This is a genomic window from Blastococcus sp. SYSU DS0973, from assembly GCF_054051055.1.
In genome coordinates this window covers 179,924-196,102 of record NZ_JBJHAN010000006.1, presented here as the reverse complement: position 1 = coordinate 196,102, position 16,179 = coordinate 179,924, and the positions used below count along the sequence as shown (strand labels likewise).

General features: G+C 75.7%; 16 protein-coding genes. 13 read left to right on the top strand and 3 right to left on the bottom strand.

Annotated elements, in window-relative coordinates:
* Positions 1 to 2 precede the first annotated feature (2 nt).
* A complete protein-coding gene (locus tag ACI791_RS12410) occupies positions 3 to 1,109 on the top strand; it encodes an NAD-dependent epimerase/dehydratase family protein (RefSeq protein ID WP_456586309.1) in 1,107 nt (368 codons plus the stop codon).
* Positions 1,102 to 2,013 (top strand): lysophospholipid acyltransferase family protein, encoded by a 912-nt coding sequence (locus tag ACI791_RS12405; RefSeq protein ID WP_456586308.1) that lies wholly within the window; start codon positions 1,102 to 1,104, stop codon positions 2,011 to 2,013. Before ACI791_RS12410 ends, ACI791_RS12405 begins: the two co-directional genes overlap by 8 nt.
* Here ACI791_RS12405 and ACI791_RS12400 read toward each other — a convergent pair.
* From ACI791_RS12400 to ACI791_RS12390, 3 genes are all read right to left on the bottom strand, one after another.
* Complete coding sequence (locus ACI791_RS12400) at positions 1,971 to 2,981, bottom strand: HAD family hydrolase (protein WP_456586307.1); 1,011 nt, start codon at positions 2,979 to 2,981, stop codon at positions 1,971 to 1,973. The two genes, ACI791_RS12405 and ACI791_RS12400, sit on opposite strands and share 43 nt — an antisense overlap.
* 107 nt (positions 2,982 to 3,088) lie before the next feature.
* Entirely contained in the window at positions 3,089 to 4,261 is a 1,173-nt protein-coding gene (locus ACI791_RS12395; RefSeq protein ID WP_456586306.1) for a DUF5667 domain-containing protein, read from the bottom strand.
* 100 nt (positions 4,262 to 4,361) lie between these two features.
* Positions 4,362 to 5,111: a sigma-70 family RNA polymerase sigma factor gene (locus ACI791_RS12390; RefSeq protein WP_456586305.1), complete on the bottom strand. Its 750-nt coding sequence runs from the start codon at positions 5,109 to 5,111 to the stop codon at positions 4,362 to 4,364.
* 195 nt (positions 5,112 to 5,306) lie between these two features.
* Between ACI791_RS12390 and ACI791_RS12385 the strand changes: the two genes are divergently transcribed.
* From ACI791_RS12385 to ACI791_RS12335, 11 genes are all read left to right on the top strand, one after another.
* The gene (locus ACI791_RS12385; protein WP_456586304.1) at positions 5,307 to 6,917 is read left to right on the top strand and encodes an AMP-binding protein; all 1,611 of its coding nucleotides are present in this window, start codon (positions 5,307 to 5,309) and stop codon (positions 6,915 to 6,917) included.
* Entirely contained in the window at positions 6,910 to 7,158 is a 249-nt protein-coding gene (locus tag ACI791_RS12380) for a glutaredoxin family protein (protein ID WP_456586303.1), read from the top strand. Before ACI791_RS12385 ends, ACI791_RS12380 begins: the two co-directional genes overlap by 8 nt.
* Before the next feature lie 240 nt (positions 7,159 to 7,398).
* Complete coding sequence (locus tag ACI791_RS12375; protein ID WP_347058093.1) at positions 7,399 to 8,058, top strand: redox-sensing transcriptional repressor Rex; 660 nt, start codon at positions 7,399 to 7,401, stop codon at positions 8,056 to 8,058.
* A complete protein-coding gene (locus tag ACI791_RS12370) occupies positions 8,055 to 9,407 on the top strand; it encodes a glutamyl-tRNA reductase (RefSeq protein WP_456586302.1) in 1,353 nt (450 codons plus the stop codon). The genes ACI791_RS12375 and ACI791_RS12370 overlap by 4 nt, the downstream gene beginning before the upstream one ends.
* Entirely contained in the window at positions 9,404 to 10,390 is a 987-nt protein-coding gene (gene hemC, locus ACI791_RS12365; RefSeq protein WP_456586301.1) for a hydroxymethylbilane synthase, read from the top strand. Before ACI791_RS12370 ends, hemC begins: the two co-directional genes overlap by 4 nt.
* Before the next feature lie 121 nt (positions 10,391 to 10,511).
* On the top strand, positions 10,512 to 12,056 hold the full coding sequence (locus tag ACI791_RS12360) for a uroporphyrinogen-III synthase (RefSeq protein WP_456586300.1): 1,545 nt from the start codon (positions 10,512 to 10,514) through the stop codon (positions 12,054 to 12,056).
* Positions 12,053 to 13,051, top strand: a complete 999-nt coding sequence (gene hemB, locus ACI791_RS12355; RefSeq protein WP_456586299.1) for a porphobilinogen synthase — start codon at positions 12,053 to 12,055, stop codon at positions 13,049 to 13,051. Before ACI791_RS12360 ends, hemB begins: the two co-directional genes overlap by 4 nt.
* 25 nt (positions 13,052 to 13,076) lie before the next feature.
* A complete protein-coding gene (locus ACI791_RS12350; RefSeq protein ID WP_456586298.1) occupies positions 13,077 to 13,559 on the top strand; it encodes a DUF3093 family protein in 483 nt (160 codons plus the stop codon).
* Positions 13,556 to 14,923: a glutamate-1-semialdehyde 2,1-aminomutase gene (hemL, locus tag ACI791_RS12345; RefSeq protein WP_456586297.1), complete on the top strand. Its 1,368-nt coding sequence runs from the start codon at positions 13,556 to 13,558 to the stop codon at positions 14,921 to 14,923. Before ACI791_RS12350 ends, hemL begins: the two co-directional genes overlap by 4 nt.
* Entirely contained in the window at positions 14,920 to 15,555 is a 636-nt protein-coding gene (locus ACI791_RS12340) for a histidine phosphatase family protein (RefSeq protein WP_456586296.1), read from the top strand. Before hemL ends, ACI791_RS12340 begins: the two co-directional genes overlap by 4 nt.
* 47 nt (positions 15,556 to 15,602) lie before the next feature.
* Positions 15,603 to 16,178: a TlpA family protein disulfide reductase gene (locus tag ACI791_RS12335; RefSeq protein WP_456586295.1), complete on the top strand. Its 576-nt coding sequence runs from the start codon at positions 15,603 to 15,605 to the stop codon at positions 16,176 to 16,178.
* Position 16,179 lies beyond the last annotated feature (1 nt).

Below are 16,179 nucleotides of genomic sequence, written 5' to 3'. Positions count from 1 at the left end.
TCGTGCCGCCCGCGGTCGTCCTGGTCACCGGTGTCAGCCGGTGGCTGGGAGGCGCGCTGGCGGCCGAGCTCGCAGCCGATCCGCGGATCAGGCGGGTCATCGGCGTGGACACCGTCCCGCCGTCACCGGAGATGCTGCGCCGGCTGGGCCGCACGGAGTTCGTCCGGGCCGACATCCGCAACCCGCTGATCGGCAAGGTCATCGCCGCGGCGTCGGTCGACACCGTCGTGCACATGAACATCAGCTCCACGCCCGCCGGCTCCGGCGGGCGGGTGCCGATGAAGGAGCTCAACGTCATCGGCACGATGCAGCTGCTGGCCGCGTGCCAGCGGGCGCCGTCGGTGCGCCGGTTCGTGCTGAAGTCCACCAGCGCCGTGTACGGGGCCTCCTCGCGCGACCCCGCGGTCTTCACCGAGGCGATGCAGGCGCGGCAGGTCCCCTCCGGAGGGTTCGCCAAGGACAGCGTGGACATCGAGGGCTACGTGCGCTCCTTCGGCCGCCGCCGTCCCGACGTGGACCTGGCCGTGCTGCGCTTCACCAACTTCATCGGGCCGCGCATCGACTCGCTGCTCACCGGCTTCCTGCGGATGCCGCTGGTCCCCACCGCGCTCGGGTACGACGCCCGCGTCCAGCTGCTGCACGAGGACGACGCCCTCGCGGTGCTCACCCGCGCCAGCACCGGTGACTACGTCGGGACCGTCAACGTGGGCGGTCAGGGCACCCTGCTGCTGTCCCAGGCCATCCGCCGGCTCGGCCGCATCGAGGTGCCGCTGCCCTCGCCGGCGCTCGGCTCGGTCGGCCGGCTCTCGCGCCGCTTCGGGTTCGTGGACTACTCGCCGGAGCAGATGCGGTTCCTGAACTTCGGCCGGGTCGTGGACACCACCGTCCTGCGCACCGAGTTCGGCTACACCCCCCGATACACCACGGAGGCCGCCCTGGCCGACTACGCCCGCACCGTGCCCCCGGTCGTCGACCCCGGCGCGGTCCGTTCCGTTGCCGGCGGGCTGCGGTCGCTGCTGGGCAGGGTCGGTGACACCGCGAACACAGTCGGGCAGCGGTTCCGCCCGGCTCCGCCGCCCCCCGGCCTGCGGGCGGTGCGCGATGCCTGAGGCCCGCGTGATCCCGCTGCGTCGCGACGACGACGAGCCCTACGTCCCGGCTGCGCCGCCGCCGGGCTGGGAGGAGCAGCTCACCGACGGGGTGGACTTCCTGCAGCGCCGGCTGACCGGCGACTACCGGACCGACGAGTTCGGCTTCGACCCGGACCTGACCGACCACGTCCTGCTGCCGGTGCTGCGCCCGCTGTTCCAGAAGTGGTTCCGGGTGGAGACCCTCGGCCTGGAGAACGTGCCGGCCGACAGCGGCGCGCTGGTGGTGGCCAACCACTCGGGCACGCTGCCGGTCGACGCGCTGATGACCACCGTCGCGCTGCACGACCAGCACCCCGCCGCACGGCGGTTCCGCCTGCTCGGAGCCGACCTCGTCTTCGAGCTGCCCATGGTGGGGGCCATGGCGCGCAAGCTCGGCGCCACGCTCGCCTGCAACGAGGACGCCGAGCGGCTGCTCACCGAGGGGGAGCTGGTCGGCGTCTTCCCCGAGGGCTACAAGGGCATCGGGAAGCCGTTCCGCGAGCGCTACACCCTCCAGCGCTTCGGCCGCGGTGGCTTCGTGTCCGCGGCGCTGCGCACCGGGGCGCCGATCGTCCCGTGCGCCATCGTGGGCGCCGAGGAGATCTACCCGATGATCGGCAACGCGAAGACCGCTGCCCGGTTGCTGGGTCTGCCGTACTTCCCGGTCACCCCGACGTTCCCGCTGCTGGGTCCGCTCGGGCTGGTGCCGCTCCCGTCGAAGTGGCTGATCGCCTTCGGGACGCCGATCGAGACGGCGTCCTACGGCCCGGCCGCCGCCGAGGACCCCATGCTGGTCTTCAACCTCACCGACCAGGTGCGGGAGACCATCCAGCACTCGCTCTACCAGCTGCTCCTGCGCCGGAAGAGCGTCTTCGGCGCCTGAAGGGCCTGCCAGGCCGGCCGCGGCTCCTCCACCGGGGTGACCGGCTCAGCGGCCCACCAGGACAGCTTGTTGCGCCTGCGCAGGGCCAGCGCCCCGCCCACCAGCCCACCCGAGAGGGCGGCCGCGGCCACCGTCGGGACGCCGATCCTCGCGGCCTTGCGCCCGGTGCGGTAGTCGCGGATCGCCCACCCGCGGACGCGGGCGACGGCGCGCAGCTCGGTGTCGGGGTTCACCGCGACCGCCGTCCCGGTCAGGGACAGCATCGGCAGGTCGTTGGCCGAGTCGCTGTACGCGGTGCACCGGGAGAGGTCCAGGCCCTCGCGCTCGGCCAGGGCGCGCACGGCCTCGGCCTTCGCCGGGCCGTGCATGAGCTCGCCGACCAGCCGGCCGGTGTAGCGGCCGTCGACGATCTCCGAGACGGTGCCGAGGGCGCCGGTCAGCCCCAGCCGGTGAGCGATGATCGAGGCCAGCTCGACCGGTGTGGCGGTCACCAGCCACACCCGCTGGCCGGCGTCGAGGTGCTGCTGGGCGAGGACACGGGTGCCCGACCAGATCCGGTCGGCCATCAGCTCGTCGTAGATCTCCTCGCCGGCCTGCGCGATCTCGGAGACCTCGCGGCCGGCGACGAAGGCCAGCGCGTTCTCGCGGATGGTGTGCATGTCGTCGGCGCTCTCGTTGCCGGCGATGCGGAACTTCGCCTGCTGCCAGGCGAACCGGGCGATGTCGCGGCTGGACAGGTACTTGCGCGCAGCCAGCCCGCGGGCGAACCAGAACAGCGACGCGCCCATCATCATCGTGTTGTCGACGTCGAAGAACGCGGCCGCGGTGAGGTCGGGCTCGACGGCCGACGGGGCCGCCACCTCGGCGGCCGCGGCCGATGCCGCACCGGCGACGTGGGCGCGGGTCTCCTCGGCGGTCCGTTCCGTGGGCTGCGCGGCACGGCGTCCGCGTACCGGCAGTCGCGGCACTGCGACCTCCCTGAGTGGTCCGTCTCGATCGCCGGGCACGAGCTGCGCGCATCCCCGGCGCCGTCGTCGCGACCCTAGCCCGGTCGGCGGCCGCGCTCAGATCCTGGTCAGCAGTCCCCGATCGTGGCCAGCGGCGGAAAGCAGATGCGCACCGGTCCCGGCAGCGGGACGGCGACGACGGGGGGATCCAGGGTTCCGCTCGGAACGGTGCCCGACCCGTCGGGCAGCGGCAGGGACGGGACCGGCGGCAGCACGCCCCCGTTCTGCGTCGGCACCGGGAGCTCCGTCGGGACGGCGCCCTGCCCAGGGACCCACGGGGCTCCTGGAGACGGGGTCCCGGGGCCCGACGGGGGCGCCGGGTCGGCGGGGCCCGCGGACGGCGGGACGGCCGTTCCGGTGCCCGTCCCGGTGTCGGTCCCCGTGCCCGGGTCGGACCGGGGGGTGGCCGGTGGCGCCTCGACCACCTCGGGCGGGGTGTCCGTCAGGCAGAGCCCGGGAACCGGCCCGAGCGCGTCGGTGCCGGTCGTGGCGGGGCCGGTGGCGCAGGACAGCGCCGTCCGCAGCCCCTCGGCGCGCCCGGTGAGCGCGCCGAGCAGGCCGGCGGACCGGTCGAACACCGGTTCCGCATCCGCCGGCACGCTCCCCTGCAGGGCGCTCAGGCCGGTGGACTGTTCCGCCGTCCACCGGGCCAGGGCCTGCAGCGGCTCGGGGTCCCGCATCCGGACCGCACGCTCGGTGAGCCAGGCGGCCCCCTCGGTGGTGTGCCCGTCCATCGTGGCCAGCGTGCGCCCCACCAGCGCGGCGTCGTCCTCACCGACGAGCAGCCCGAGCTCGTCGAGCCGGGTGCTCGCCAGCTCCAGGAGGGTCTGGCCGCGGCTGTCACCGGCGAGCGCCAGCTGCGTCTGCTCGGTGCCGCGCTTGAGGTCGTACAGCGGGTCGCCCGGCTGGGCTCCGGCCGCGACGGCGACGAGCGCCGCCAGCCCGGTCACGCCCACGGCGGCCCCGGCCAGCCCGGCGGTGATCCGCCCGCGCCAGGGGGACGGCGGCCGGTCGACGGCCCGGGCCACCAGCAGCCGGTCGCGCAGCGTGCGCGGAGCCGGCGCGGGAGTGCGGACGGCGGCCATCGCCACCAGCCGGGCCCGTGCCCGCGCCTGGTACTGCGGGTCGGGGCCGGTGTCCAGGTGCGCGGCGAGCGACTCGAGACGGGCGACGAGCCCATCCTCGGGACCGGGGGCGGCCGGGGGGCCGGTCAGGGTCGAGCCGTCGTCGTGCCGGATCACCTGCCACCTCCCGTCGTCGTCCTGCTCCCGGCGGGCGCCGGCTGCGACGTGCCCAACGACGGGGCGGCGCGCTCGGTTACGCACGCGCACCTCGCCGGGGTCACCGCAGGCCCTCGGGCAGCAGGCTCGCCAGCCGCCGGACCGCCCGGTGCTGGAGCGCCTTGATGGCGCCGTCCTTCTTCCCCATGATCTCGGCAGTCTCGGAGACGGAGAGACCGTGCAGGAAGCGCAGCACGATGCACTCCTGCTGCTCGCTCCCCAGCTGTCCCACGCACGCGAGCAGCTGCTCGTTCGTGAGGTGCTGCAGCACCGCGTCCTCGGGCCCGTCGGTGACGCGGTCGGCGTCGCGCATGTCGGCGGTGGTGATCTCCAGCCGGAAGCGGCTGCTCTTCACCTGGTCGCGGATGATGTTGCGGGCGATGGTGACCAGCCAGGCCCCCACGTCGCGGCCCTGGAACGACAGCGAGTCGATGCGCCGCAGCGCCCGCACGAACGTCTCGCTGGTGACGTCCTCGGCCGTGGCCCGGTCCCCGACCCGGTGGTACACGTACCGGTGCACCAGCGTGACGTAGTGGTCGTAGAGGCGGCCGAACGCCTCGGCGTCGCCGCCCTGCGCCAGGGAGACCAGCTCCCACACGGCGACGTTCCCGGCGGCGACCGCACCGGGGTCGGCGGCGGCGAGCTCCGCGACGACGTCCGTGGGGAGCTCGGCGATCTCCTCGGCCGGCTCCGCCGGCGGCTCGGGGACCGCCTGCAGCACCTCGGAGCTCGAGCGGGGGAACGGGGTCGCGCGAGGGCCGGGCCGGGCGGCCGGACCGGCGGCGCGCTCGGTGTCCAGGGGGTGCGGCATGCGGGCGATCGACCTCCTCGTCGGCCCGCTGTGCCAGGACCGTCCTCGTTCGGCGCGCACGCCGGAACGGCGCGCGCGGGCTGCGGCGCTGGGCCCATGGTGACAACATCGCCCCAGCTCGTCCACGGCAGCCTGCCCGCATGCGTCCCCGAGCGCGCGCCGGGACACGGTTGCGCGCCGGTCCGACGACAGGAGATGTCAGTGTCCGAGGCAGGCACCTCGCTGGCCGCGCTGGTCCGCGCGGCCGCGCAGCGCGACCCTGACGCCCCGGCGGTGGTGGCCGGGGACCGGCGGCTGAGCTGGGGTCAGCTCGACGCGGCGGTGGACCGGGTCGCGGCCGGGTACGCCGACCGCGGGCTGACTCCCGGGGATCGGGTCGCCGTCCAGCTGCCGAACGGGCTGGACTGGCTGCGCGCGGTGCTCGGTGCGCTGCGGGCCGGGCTGGTCGTCGTCCCGGTCAACACCGCCTACACCGACCCCGAGCTCGAGCACGTCCTCACGGACTCCGGCGCGGCGCTGCTGGTCGCCGCCGCCGAGCGCGAGGCGCCGGGCGGCGTACCGGTCTGGGCGGGCCCGCCCGAGGCCGACGGGCCGGCCGCCGCGGTGGACGACGACCCGGAGGCGCTCGCCTTCCTCTGCTACACGAGCGGGACGACCGGCCGCCCGCGCGGCGCGATGCTGACGTCGGGAGCCCTGCGGGCCAACCAGGAGCAGTGCCTGGCGATGTCGCCCCCGCCGGTGCGGCCCGACGACCGGGTGCTCCTGGCGCTGCCGCTCTTCCACGTCTACGGCCTGAACGCCGGCTTCGGCCTCGTGGCGGCCACCGGGGCCTGCGCCGTGCTGCTGGAGAGCTTCGACCCGCGCGGATCGCTGGCGGTCATGGCCGAGGAGCAGGTCACGGCGGTGCCGGGCGCGCCGCCGATGTACCAGGCCTGGCTGGCGGCGGCCGACGCGGCCGGCCTCGAGGACCCCGCCCACCCCGACGCCGAGCTGCGGCGGGCCTTCGCCGCCGTGCGGATCGCCTCCGCCGGCGCCGCGCCGCTGCCCGAGGAGGTGTGGACGGCGATGCGTGAGCGGGCGGCCGTCACCGTGTGGGAGGGCTACGGCTTGACGGAGGCGGCGCCCGTGGTGGCGAGCACCCTGGCCACCGGCCGCGCCAAGCCCGCCTGCATCGGCGGTCCCGTGCCGGGCGTGGAGCTGGCGCTGCGCGACACCGCCACGATCGGCGCGGCCACCGTGGAGCCGCCCGCCGGCGAGGAGACCGGCGACGGCGCGGACGGGCCGGGGACCGGGCACGCCGACGACGCCGACGACGCCGACGCGGGTCCGGGCGAGATCTGGGTGCGCGGCCCCAACCTCTTCGCCGGCTACTGGCCCGACCGCGCCGACGGGCCCGACGCCGACGGCTGGCTCGGCACCGGTGACCTCGCCTACCGCGACGCCGACGGCGACCTGCACCTGGTCGACCGGCGCAGCGACCTGATCCTGGTGAGCGGCTTCAACGTCTACCCGGCAGAGGTGGAGCGGATCCTCGACCAGCACCCGGCGGTCGTGGAGAGCGCGGTCATCGGCATCCCCGACCCACGCACCGGCGCGGCGGTCCGGGCCGTCGTCGTCCTGGCGCCGGGGGAGAGCCTTCCCGTGGACGAGCTCCAGGCACACGCCGCGGAGTCCCTGGCCCGCTACAAGGTGCCGAGCTCGGTGCAGTTCCTCTCCTCGCTGCCGCACTCGCTGACCGGCAAGGTCAGCCGTGCCCGATTGCGCGAACTCGGGCTCACCGGCGCCGGGGAGGCCGCCGGTGGGTGACCAGCCGCGGCTGCAGCTGCTGGTCCGGGACGGCTGCCACCTCTGCCTGACCGCCGCCGAGCAGCTCACCCCGATCGCCGCCCGGGCCGGGCTCGAGCCGCGGCAGGTCGACGTCGACGCCGATCCAGAGCTCCGGGCCGAGTACGGGGACCGCCTGCCGGTGCTGCTGCTCGACGGGCGGGAGCACTCCTACTTCACCCTCGACGTCCCCCGCCTGCGGCGGGACCTAGGGCTGGACTGACGGCAGGCGCGGGCCCGCCCCCCGTCCGGGGCGATCGACCCGGGGCCGTTACGGTGGTTCCTGCCACACCTGCGGCCGGATCAGGCCAGCTCAGCGGGCCGGTGCCCCGTCAGCGACTTTGTTCCTGCGTTCACAAGCGGTTACCGTGGCGGACGCGAGCACGTGCTGCTCGCGTCCCGATGTCGTAGCTCCGCCCCGGCGCCCGCCGGGTTCCCGGGCGCGACCGCTGTGGAGTGCCCCGTGATCCAGCCGCGGCCCCGGACCATCCCGGAGGCCACCGTCGCCCGACTGGCCGTGTACCTGCGGGTGCTCACCAGCTTCGCCGACGGCGGCCGGATCACCGTCTCCTCCGGTGACCTCGCCTCCGCGGCCGGCGTCAACCCTGCCGGGCTCCGCAAGGACCTGTCCCACCTCGGGTCCTGCGGGGTGCGCGGGGTCGGCTACGACGTGCGCGCCCTGCGCGAGCGGATCGCCCGGGTGCTCGGCGCCGAGCAGTCCCGCGCCTGCGTCCTCGTCGGCATCGGGAACCTCGGCACCGCGCTCGCGGACTACGCGGGCTTCGGCAGCCGGGGCTTCGAGTTCGTCGGCCTCTTCGACGCCGGGCCGGACCGGATCGGCCGGCGCATCGGCGGGCTGACCGTGCAGGACACGACCGACCTGGAGGCGACCGTGGCGGACACGCAGGCCTCCATCGGGGTCATCGCGACCCCGGCCGACGTCGCCCAGGGGATCTGCGACCGGCTCGCCGCGGCTGGGGTGAGGAGCATCCTGAACTTCGCGCCCGTGACGCTGACGGCCCCGGCGGGTGTCGACGTCCGCCAGGTCGACCTCTCCGTCGAGCTGCAGGTGCTGGCCTTCCTCGGCCAGCAGCGCACGACCGTGGGGGAGGAGTCCGCGTGAGCCTCCTCGCGGTGGGCGTCAGCCACCAGACCGCACCGGTCGCGCTGCTCGAGCAGTTCGCCATGGGCGCCGACGAGCGGGTCAAGGCGCTGCACGAGCTCGTCGGCAGCGATCACGTCAGCGAAGCCATCGTGCTCGCCACGTGCAACCGGGTCGAGGTGTTCGCCGAGGTCGAGCGCTTCCACGGCGGCGTCACCGACGTCAGCCGGGTGCTGGCCCGCCAGGCCGGGGCGACGGTGGAGGAGCTGTCCCCGTACGTCACCGTGCACTACGAGGACCAGGCCGTCGCGCACCTGTTCACCGTGGCCGCGGGGCTGGACTCGATGGTCGTCGGGGAGACCCAGGTGCTCGGGCAGCTGCGCGCGGCCTATGCGCTCGCCCGCGAGGAGGGGACGGTCGGCCGGGCGCTGCACCCGGTCGCGCAGCGTGCGCTGCGGGTGGGCAAGCGGGTGCACTCCGAGACCGGCATCGACCGCGCCGGCGCCTCGCTGGTCTCGGTCGCGCTGGACCGGGCCGAGGCCCGCATCGGTGACCTCGCCGGGCGCCCCGTGCTCGTCGTCGGCGCGGGCTCGATGGGCGCGCTGTCGGCCACCACGCTGGCCCGCCGCGGCGCCGACGTCGTCGTCAGCAGCCGCACGGAGGCCTCCGCCGGCCGGCTGGCCGAGGCGGTGGGCGGGCGCCCTGCGCCGCTGGACCGCATGCCCGCGGAGCTGGCCGCCGCCGACGTCCTGCTCACCTGCACCGGCGCCACCGGGCTGGTCGTCACCACCGACGTCGTCGCCGCGGCGATGGCCGGCCGCGCCGACCGGCCGCTGGTCGTCATCGACCTGGCGCTGCCCCGCGACGTGGACCCGGGCGTGGCCGCCCTTCCCGGCGTGCACGTGGTCGACCTCGCCCTGCTGCAGGGCGAACGGCGCGACGGCGAGGCCTCGCCGGGTCCGGTCGCCGCCGACGACATCACCACCGCGCGCGCCATGATCGAGGCCGAGACCGCGCTGCTGCGCGCCGAGCGCCACGCCGCCGAGGTCGGGCCGACGGTGTCCGCGCTGCGCAGCCAGGCCGCCGAGGTCGTCGACGCCGAGCTGCTCCGGCTCTCGGGCCGGCTGCCCGACCTCGATGCGCGTGCCCGGGCGGAGATCGCCCGCACCGTGCGCCGCGTCGTCGACAAGCTGCTGCACGAGCCGACCGTGCGGGTGAAGGAACTGGCCGCCACGCCGGGCGGCACGGACTACGCCGGTGCCCTCCGGGCGCTGTTCGGGCTGGGGATCGACGCCGACGTCACCCCCGGGGCCGGCCGGCTGGCCGACGCCGTCACCGTCGACCCCGACCGTCCGGGAGGCCCGGCATGACCGCCACCGACGTGCAGGCCACGGCTCCCACCGCCGCGGGCAGCGCCCTCCCGCTCCGGCTGGGCACCCGTGCCAGCGTCCTCGCCCGCACCCAGTCGCAGGCCGTCGCCGACGCCCTGACCGCCGCCACCGGCGTGCCGGTCGAACTCGTGCTGATCAGCACCGAGGGCGACCGCTCGCAGGCGACGATCGCCCAGATGGGCAGCACCGGGGTGTTCGTCGCGGCGATCCGCCGGGCGCTGCTCGCGGGCGACGTCGACCTGGCGGTGCACAGCTACAAGGACCTCCCCACGGCACCGGAGCCGGGCCTGAGCCTCGCGGCTGTCCCGCCGCGGGAGGACCCGCGCGACGCCCTCGTGGCCCGCGACGGGCTCACCCTCGGCGAGCTCCCGCCGGGCTCGCGGATCGGCACCGGCGCGCCGCGCCGGGTCGCCCAGCTGCGGGCGCTCGGGCTCGGCCTGGAGATCGTGCCGATCCGCGGCAACGTCGACACCCGGCTGGGCCGGGTGGCCGGCTCGACCGGCGGCCCCGGCGACCTGGACGCCGTCGTCCTGGCCCGCGCCGGGCTGAGCCGGATCGGCCGCGACGACCGGATCACCGAGACCCTCGACCCGCTGCAGGTGCTGCCGGCCCCCGCCCAGGGAGCCCTCGCCGTGGAGTGCCGCACCAGTGACGCCCGCACCCGGGAGCTGCTGGGCCGGCTCGAGGACACGTCGACCCGCGCCTGCGTGGTCGCCGAGCGGGCGACGCTGGCCGCGCTCGAGGCCGGCTGCAGCGCGCCGGTCGCCGCCTACGCGGAGGTCGCCGAGGGCGAGGCCGGCCCGGAGCTGTACCTGCGTGCCTCGGTCACCGCGCTCGACGGCAGCGACTCCGTGCGCGGGTCGTCGACCGGCCCGCTGGCCGCCGCGGCCGCGCTCGGCCGCAGCCTCGCCGCCGAGCTGCTCGACCGTGGTGCGGTCGAGCTGATGGCGGCCGGAGAGTGATCGGGCCCGCGAGGTCCCCGGCGCCACCCGCCACCGCACCCCACCCCCAGACCCCCCCAACGGCCCGGAACCGGGCCATGACAGACGCCCGGGACTCCCGGGCCAGGATCAGGAGCACGCGATGACGCGCTTCCGCAAGACCGCAGGCCAGTCCGGCCGGGTCGTGTTCGTCGGCGCCGGCCCGGGCGATCCGGGCATGCTCACCGCCCGCGCCACCGCGGCGCTGGCCGAGGCGGCGGTGGTCCTCGTCGACCCCGACGTCCCGCCCGCCGTCCAGGACGCCGTCCGCGAGGCCAACACCGGCACCGAGCTCACCCCGGTGTCCGGCGAGCCCGCCGACGTCGCCAGGGGCGCCGTCGCCGCGGCCAAGAACGGCTCGGTGGTCGTCCGGCTGGTCACCGGTGACCCGTACACCTCCGACGACGTGGTCAAGGAGGTGCTCGCCGTCGGCCGCACCTCGGTGCCCTTCGACGTGGTGCCCGGCGTCGCCACCGCCACCGCCGTCCCCGCCTTCGCCGGCGTGGCCCTGGGCAGCACCGCGGTGACCGCCGACCTGCGCAGCGGCGTCGACGTCACCGCGCTGGCCGGCGCGGCCACTGCGGCCGGCGGCACGCTGGTCCTGCAGGGGACCGCCGACGAGCTCCCCGACGCCGCCGTGCGGCTGGTCGAGGGCGGGCTGTCCGGCAGCACGCCGGTCGTGGTCACGACCGGTGGCTCCGGGACCGGCCAGAAGAGCATCGTCACCAAGCTCGCGGCCGTCGCGGAGAAGACCGCCGGCCTCGACCCGCTCAGCGGGCGGGTCGTGGCCACCATCGGCACCGCCGTCGACAAGCGCGCCCGCATGTCCTGGTGGGAGAGCCGCCCGCTGTTCGGCTGGCGCGTGCTCGTGCCGCGCACCAAGGACCAGGCCGGCGAGATGAGCGACCGGCTGCGCGCCTACGGCGCGGTGCCGGTCGAGGTGCCGACGATCGCCGTCGAGCCGCCGCGCAGCCCCGCCCAGATGGACCGCGCCATCAAGGGCCTGGTCACCGGCCGCTACGGCTGGATCGTGTTCACCTCGGTGAACGCGGTGAAGGCGGTCCGCGAGAAGTTCGCCGAGCTGGGCCTCGACGCCCGGGCGTTCGCCGGGGTCAAGGTCGCCTGCGTCGGCGAGCAGACCGCCGAGGCCGTGCGCGACTTCGGCATCCAGCCGGAGCTGGTGCCCACCGGCGAGCAGTCCAGCCAGGGTCTGCTGGCCGACTTCCCGCCCTACGACGACGTCTTCGACCCGATCGACCGCGTCCTCCTGCCGCGCGCCGACATCGCGACCGAGACCCTGGCCGCCGGCCTGGTCGAGCGGGGCTGGGAGATCGACGACGTCACCGCCTACCGGACCGTGCGCGCCGCGCCGCCGGCCGCATCGGTGCGCGAGGCGATCAAGGGCGGCGGCTTCGACGCCGTCTGCTTCACCTCCTCGAGCACCGTGCGGAACCTGGTCGGCATCGCCGGCAAGCCGCACGCCAAGACCGTCGTCGCGGTGATCGGCCCGGCGACGGCGGCCAGCGCCCAGGAGTTCGGCCTGCGCGTGGACGTCCAGCCCGAGACCGCCGCGGTCGCGCCGCTGGTCGACGCGCTCGCCGAGTACGCCCTGTCGCTGCGCGAGGCGGAGGACGGCGAGGGCAAGTGACCGTCACGGGGGGTGCCAACCCGGGATTCGCGCGCGGGCGCCGGCTGCGGTCGACGCCGGCGCTGCGGCGGCTGACCGCGCAGACCCGGCTGGCCCCGGCCGACCTGGTGCTGCCGGTCTTCGTCAAGGAGGGCATCGACGAACCGGTCCCCATCGGCTCGATGCCCGGCGTCGTCCAGCACACGCCCGACTCGCTGCGGAAGGCCGCGCAGGAGGCCGCCGAGGCCGGCATCGGCGGGTTGATGCTCTTCGGCATCCCGTCGGAGAAGGACGCCGTCGGCTCCCAGGCCGACGCCGCCGACGGCATCGTCAACGTGGCGCTGCAGCAGCTGCGGTCGGACCTGGGCGATGAGCTGGTCCTGATGGCCGACCTGTGCCTGTGCGAGTACACCGACCACGGCCACTGCGGCGTCGTCACCCCGGCCGGGGTCGTGGACAACGACCCCACGCTGGACCGGTACGCCGCAGTGGCGATCGCCCAGGCGCAGGCCGGCGCCCACCTGGTCGCGCCCAGCGGGATGATGGACGGCCAGGTGGCGGCCATCCGCGCCGGGCTGGACAGCGCCGCCTTCACCGAGGTGCCGATCCTCGCCTACGCGGCCAAGTACGCCTCGGGCTTCTACGGCCCGTTCCGCGAGGCGGCCGAGGGGGCGCCGCAGTTCGGCGACCGGTCGACGTACCAGATGGACCCGCCCAACACCGACGAGGCGCTGCGGGAGGTCGCGCAGGACCTGGCCGAGGGCGCCGACGCGGTGATGGTCAAGCCGGCGCTGGCCTACCTGGACATCATCGCCCGGGTCGCCGACGCGGTGCAGGTGCCGGTGAGCGCCTACCAGGTCAGCGGCGAGTACGCGATGGTGGAGGCGGCGGCCGCCAACGGCTGGGTGGACCGGGAGCGGGCGATCCTCGAGACGCTGATCGCCATCCGCCGGGCCGGTGCCGGTCAGGTGCTCACCTACTGGGCGGTCGAGGCCGCGCGGCTCGTCGCGCGCTGACCGGCCCGGGTGGGGGGACAGCACGGTGGACCCGTACGTCGAGCCCGGGGGCTCCTGGCGGCCGCTCTGGACGGTCACCGGGGTCCTCGGGCTCTTCCTCGTCTGGGACCTCGTGCTGCCCGGGCCCGACGTGCCGCCGCTGCTGTGGCTGGTGGCGCTGATCGCGGTGCCGGGCACGGTCGCGCTGGGCTGCCTGTCGGCCCGGCGGGTCTGGACGCTGCGGGTCGACGACGACGGGCTGGCGGTGGGGCGGGAGCAGGTGCCGCTCCGCTACGTCGACGCCACCGCGCTCCGCGACGCCGACCGGGGCGTGGACGCCGGGGCACCGGTGCTGGGCGGCGCCTGGTCGCTGCCCCGCGGCCGGACCGGCCTCCCGCTCCGCCTGACCGACGGACGCACCGTGCTGGTGCCCACCCGCGATCCCGCCGCGCTGCGCGCCGCGCTGCTGGCCGGTGTGGCTGATGCCTCCGACCGGTCCCCGGGAACAGAGGGGACACTGGGCACGTGACCTCGCCGGACAGCTCGCCCTACACCTACGAGGCGCCGGTCTCGGCCGGCCTCTTCGCCCGCGGGCAGGAGATCACCCCGGGCGGGGTGAACTCGCCGGTCCGCGCCTTCCGCGCCGTCGGCGGCACCCCGCGGTTCATGGTGGAGGGCTCCGGCCCGTGGATCACCGACGCCGACGGTCGCCGCTACGTCGACCTGGTGAGCTCCTGGGGCCCGATGATCCTCGGGCACGCGCACCCCGCCGTCGTCGACGCGGTGGCCACCGCCGCCCGCCGGGGGCTGTCCTTCGGTGCGCCCACCGAGGGCGAGCTCGACCTGGCCGAGGAGATCCGCGACCGGATGCCGCCCGTGCAGCGGGTGCGGCTGGTCAACTCCGGCACCGAGGCGGTGCTCTCGGCCGTCCGGCTGGCGCGCGGCGCCACCGGCCGCCCGCTGCTGGTCAAGTTCGCGGGCAACTACCACGGCCACGTCGACGCGCTGCTGGCCTCGGCCGGCTCCGGGGTCGCCACGCTCGGGCTGCCCGACACCCCCGGCGTCACGAGCGGGGCCGCCGCCGACACGATCGTGCTGCCCTACAACGACGTCGCCGCCGTCGAGGCCGTCTTCGCCGAGCGCGGGACGGACATCGCCGCGGTCATCAGCGAGGCCGCCGCCGGCAACATGGGCGTCGTCCCGCCGCTGGACGGCTTCAACGTCGAGCTGCGCCGAATCACCGCCGCCCACGGGGCGCTGCTGATCCTCGACGAGGTCATGACGGGGTTCCGGGTGTCGCGCTCGGGCTGGTACGGCATCGACCCGGTCGACGCCGACCTGTTCACCTTCGGCAAGGTCATGGGCGGTGGGCTGCCCGCCGCCGCGTTCGGCGGCCGCGCCGACCTCATGGACCACCTCGCGCCGAGCGGGCCGGTCTACCAGGCCGGCACACTGTCGGGGAACCCGGTCGCGGTCGCCGCCGGGCTGACCACGCTGCGGCACTGCACCGACGAGGTCTACGCGCACTGCGACGAGGTCTCCGCGGTGCTGCGGGGCGCCGCCAGCGCCGCGCTCTTCGCCGAGGGCGTGCCGCACCGGGTGCAGCAGGCCGGGAGCATGTTCTCGATCTTCTTCGTGCCCGACGAGCGCCAGGTGCGCGACTACGACGACGCCCGCACCCAGGACGTCGAGCGCTACACCGCGTTCTTCCACGCCTTGCTCGCCCGCGGGGTGTACCTGCCGCCCTCGGCGTTCGAGGCGTGGTTCGTCAACGCCCAGCTCGCCGGCGAGGCCCTCGACCGGGTCCTCGAGGCGCTCCCGGCCGCGGCGCGGGCCGCCGCCGAGGTCGAGACCCACCGCACCGGCGCGCTGGACAGCGAGCGGTCCTCATGAGCGAGACGACCGTCGTCCACCTGCTGCGGCACGGCGAGGTGCACAACCCCGCCGGCGTGCTCTACGGCCGGCTGCCCGGGTTCCGGCTGTCCACGGCCGGTGAGGCCATGGCCCGTCGCGCCGCGGACTGGTTCACCGGGCACGACGTCACCCACCTGGTGTCCAGCCCCCTGGAGCGGGCGCAGCAGACCGTGCGCCCGCTCGCCGAGGCGACCGGGCTGGAGGTCCACATCGACGAGCGGATCATCGAGGCGGGCAACGCCTTCGAGGGCCGGGTCGTCGGCGCCGGGGGCGGGGTCTTCCGGGCCCCGCGCAACTGGTGGAAGCTGCGCAACCCGTTCCAGCCCTCCTGGGGCGAGCCGTACGTGGAGATCGCGGCGCGGATGCTCGCCGCGGTCGAGGCCGCGCGCGACGCCGCGCGGGGGCACGAGGCCGTGCTGGTCAGCCACCAGCTGCCCATCTGGACGACCCGGCTGCACGTGGAGGGCCGTCGGTTCGTCCACGACCCGCGCCGTCGGCAGTGCTCGCTGGCCAGCGTCACGTCCCTGACCTACGACGGCGACCGGCTCGCGGGTGTCTCCTACGCCGAGCCGGCCGGCGCCACCGATCCGGATGCGGTGCCGGGCGCATGACCACCCCACGGGAACGCTCCGCCGGCGCTGCACGTCTCCGCGGGCGCATGAGGCGGCTGCTCACGGCGGTCCTGGCGGCTGCGCTGCTCACCGGGTGCAGCACCGGCACCGACGCGGTGGACGTGAACAACGGCGGCGAGTTCCGGTTCGTCGCCGGTACGCCGCGCGGTGAGGTCATCCCCCCGGACGAGCGGGCCTCGGCGCCGGAGTTCTCCGGCACGCTGCTCGGTGGCGGGGAGTTCTTCTCCGCCGAGCTCGCCGGCGACGTCGCGGTGCTCAACTTCTGGGGCTCCTGGTGCGGCCCCTGCCGCGTGGAGACGCCGGCGTTCCAGGAGGTCTACGCCGACGTGCGGGACGAGGGCGTGCAGTTCCTCGGGCTGAACGTGAAGGAGACCAGCGACCAGTTCGCGCTGGCCTTCGTCGAGCGCTTCGGCATCGAGTTCCCCTCGATCTACGACCCGCGCGGCGAGGTGGCCCTGGCCTTCCGCGACTACCCGGCCACGGCGGTCCCGTCGACCATCGTGCTGGACCGGGAGGGCCGCGTGGCCGCCGTCTTCACCGCCGAGGTGTCGCAGGAGGACCTGCGCAGCACCCTCGACCTGCTGCTGGCGGAGGAGGCCTGAC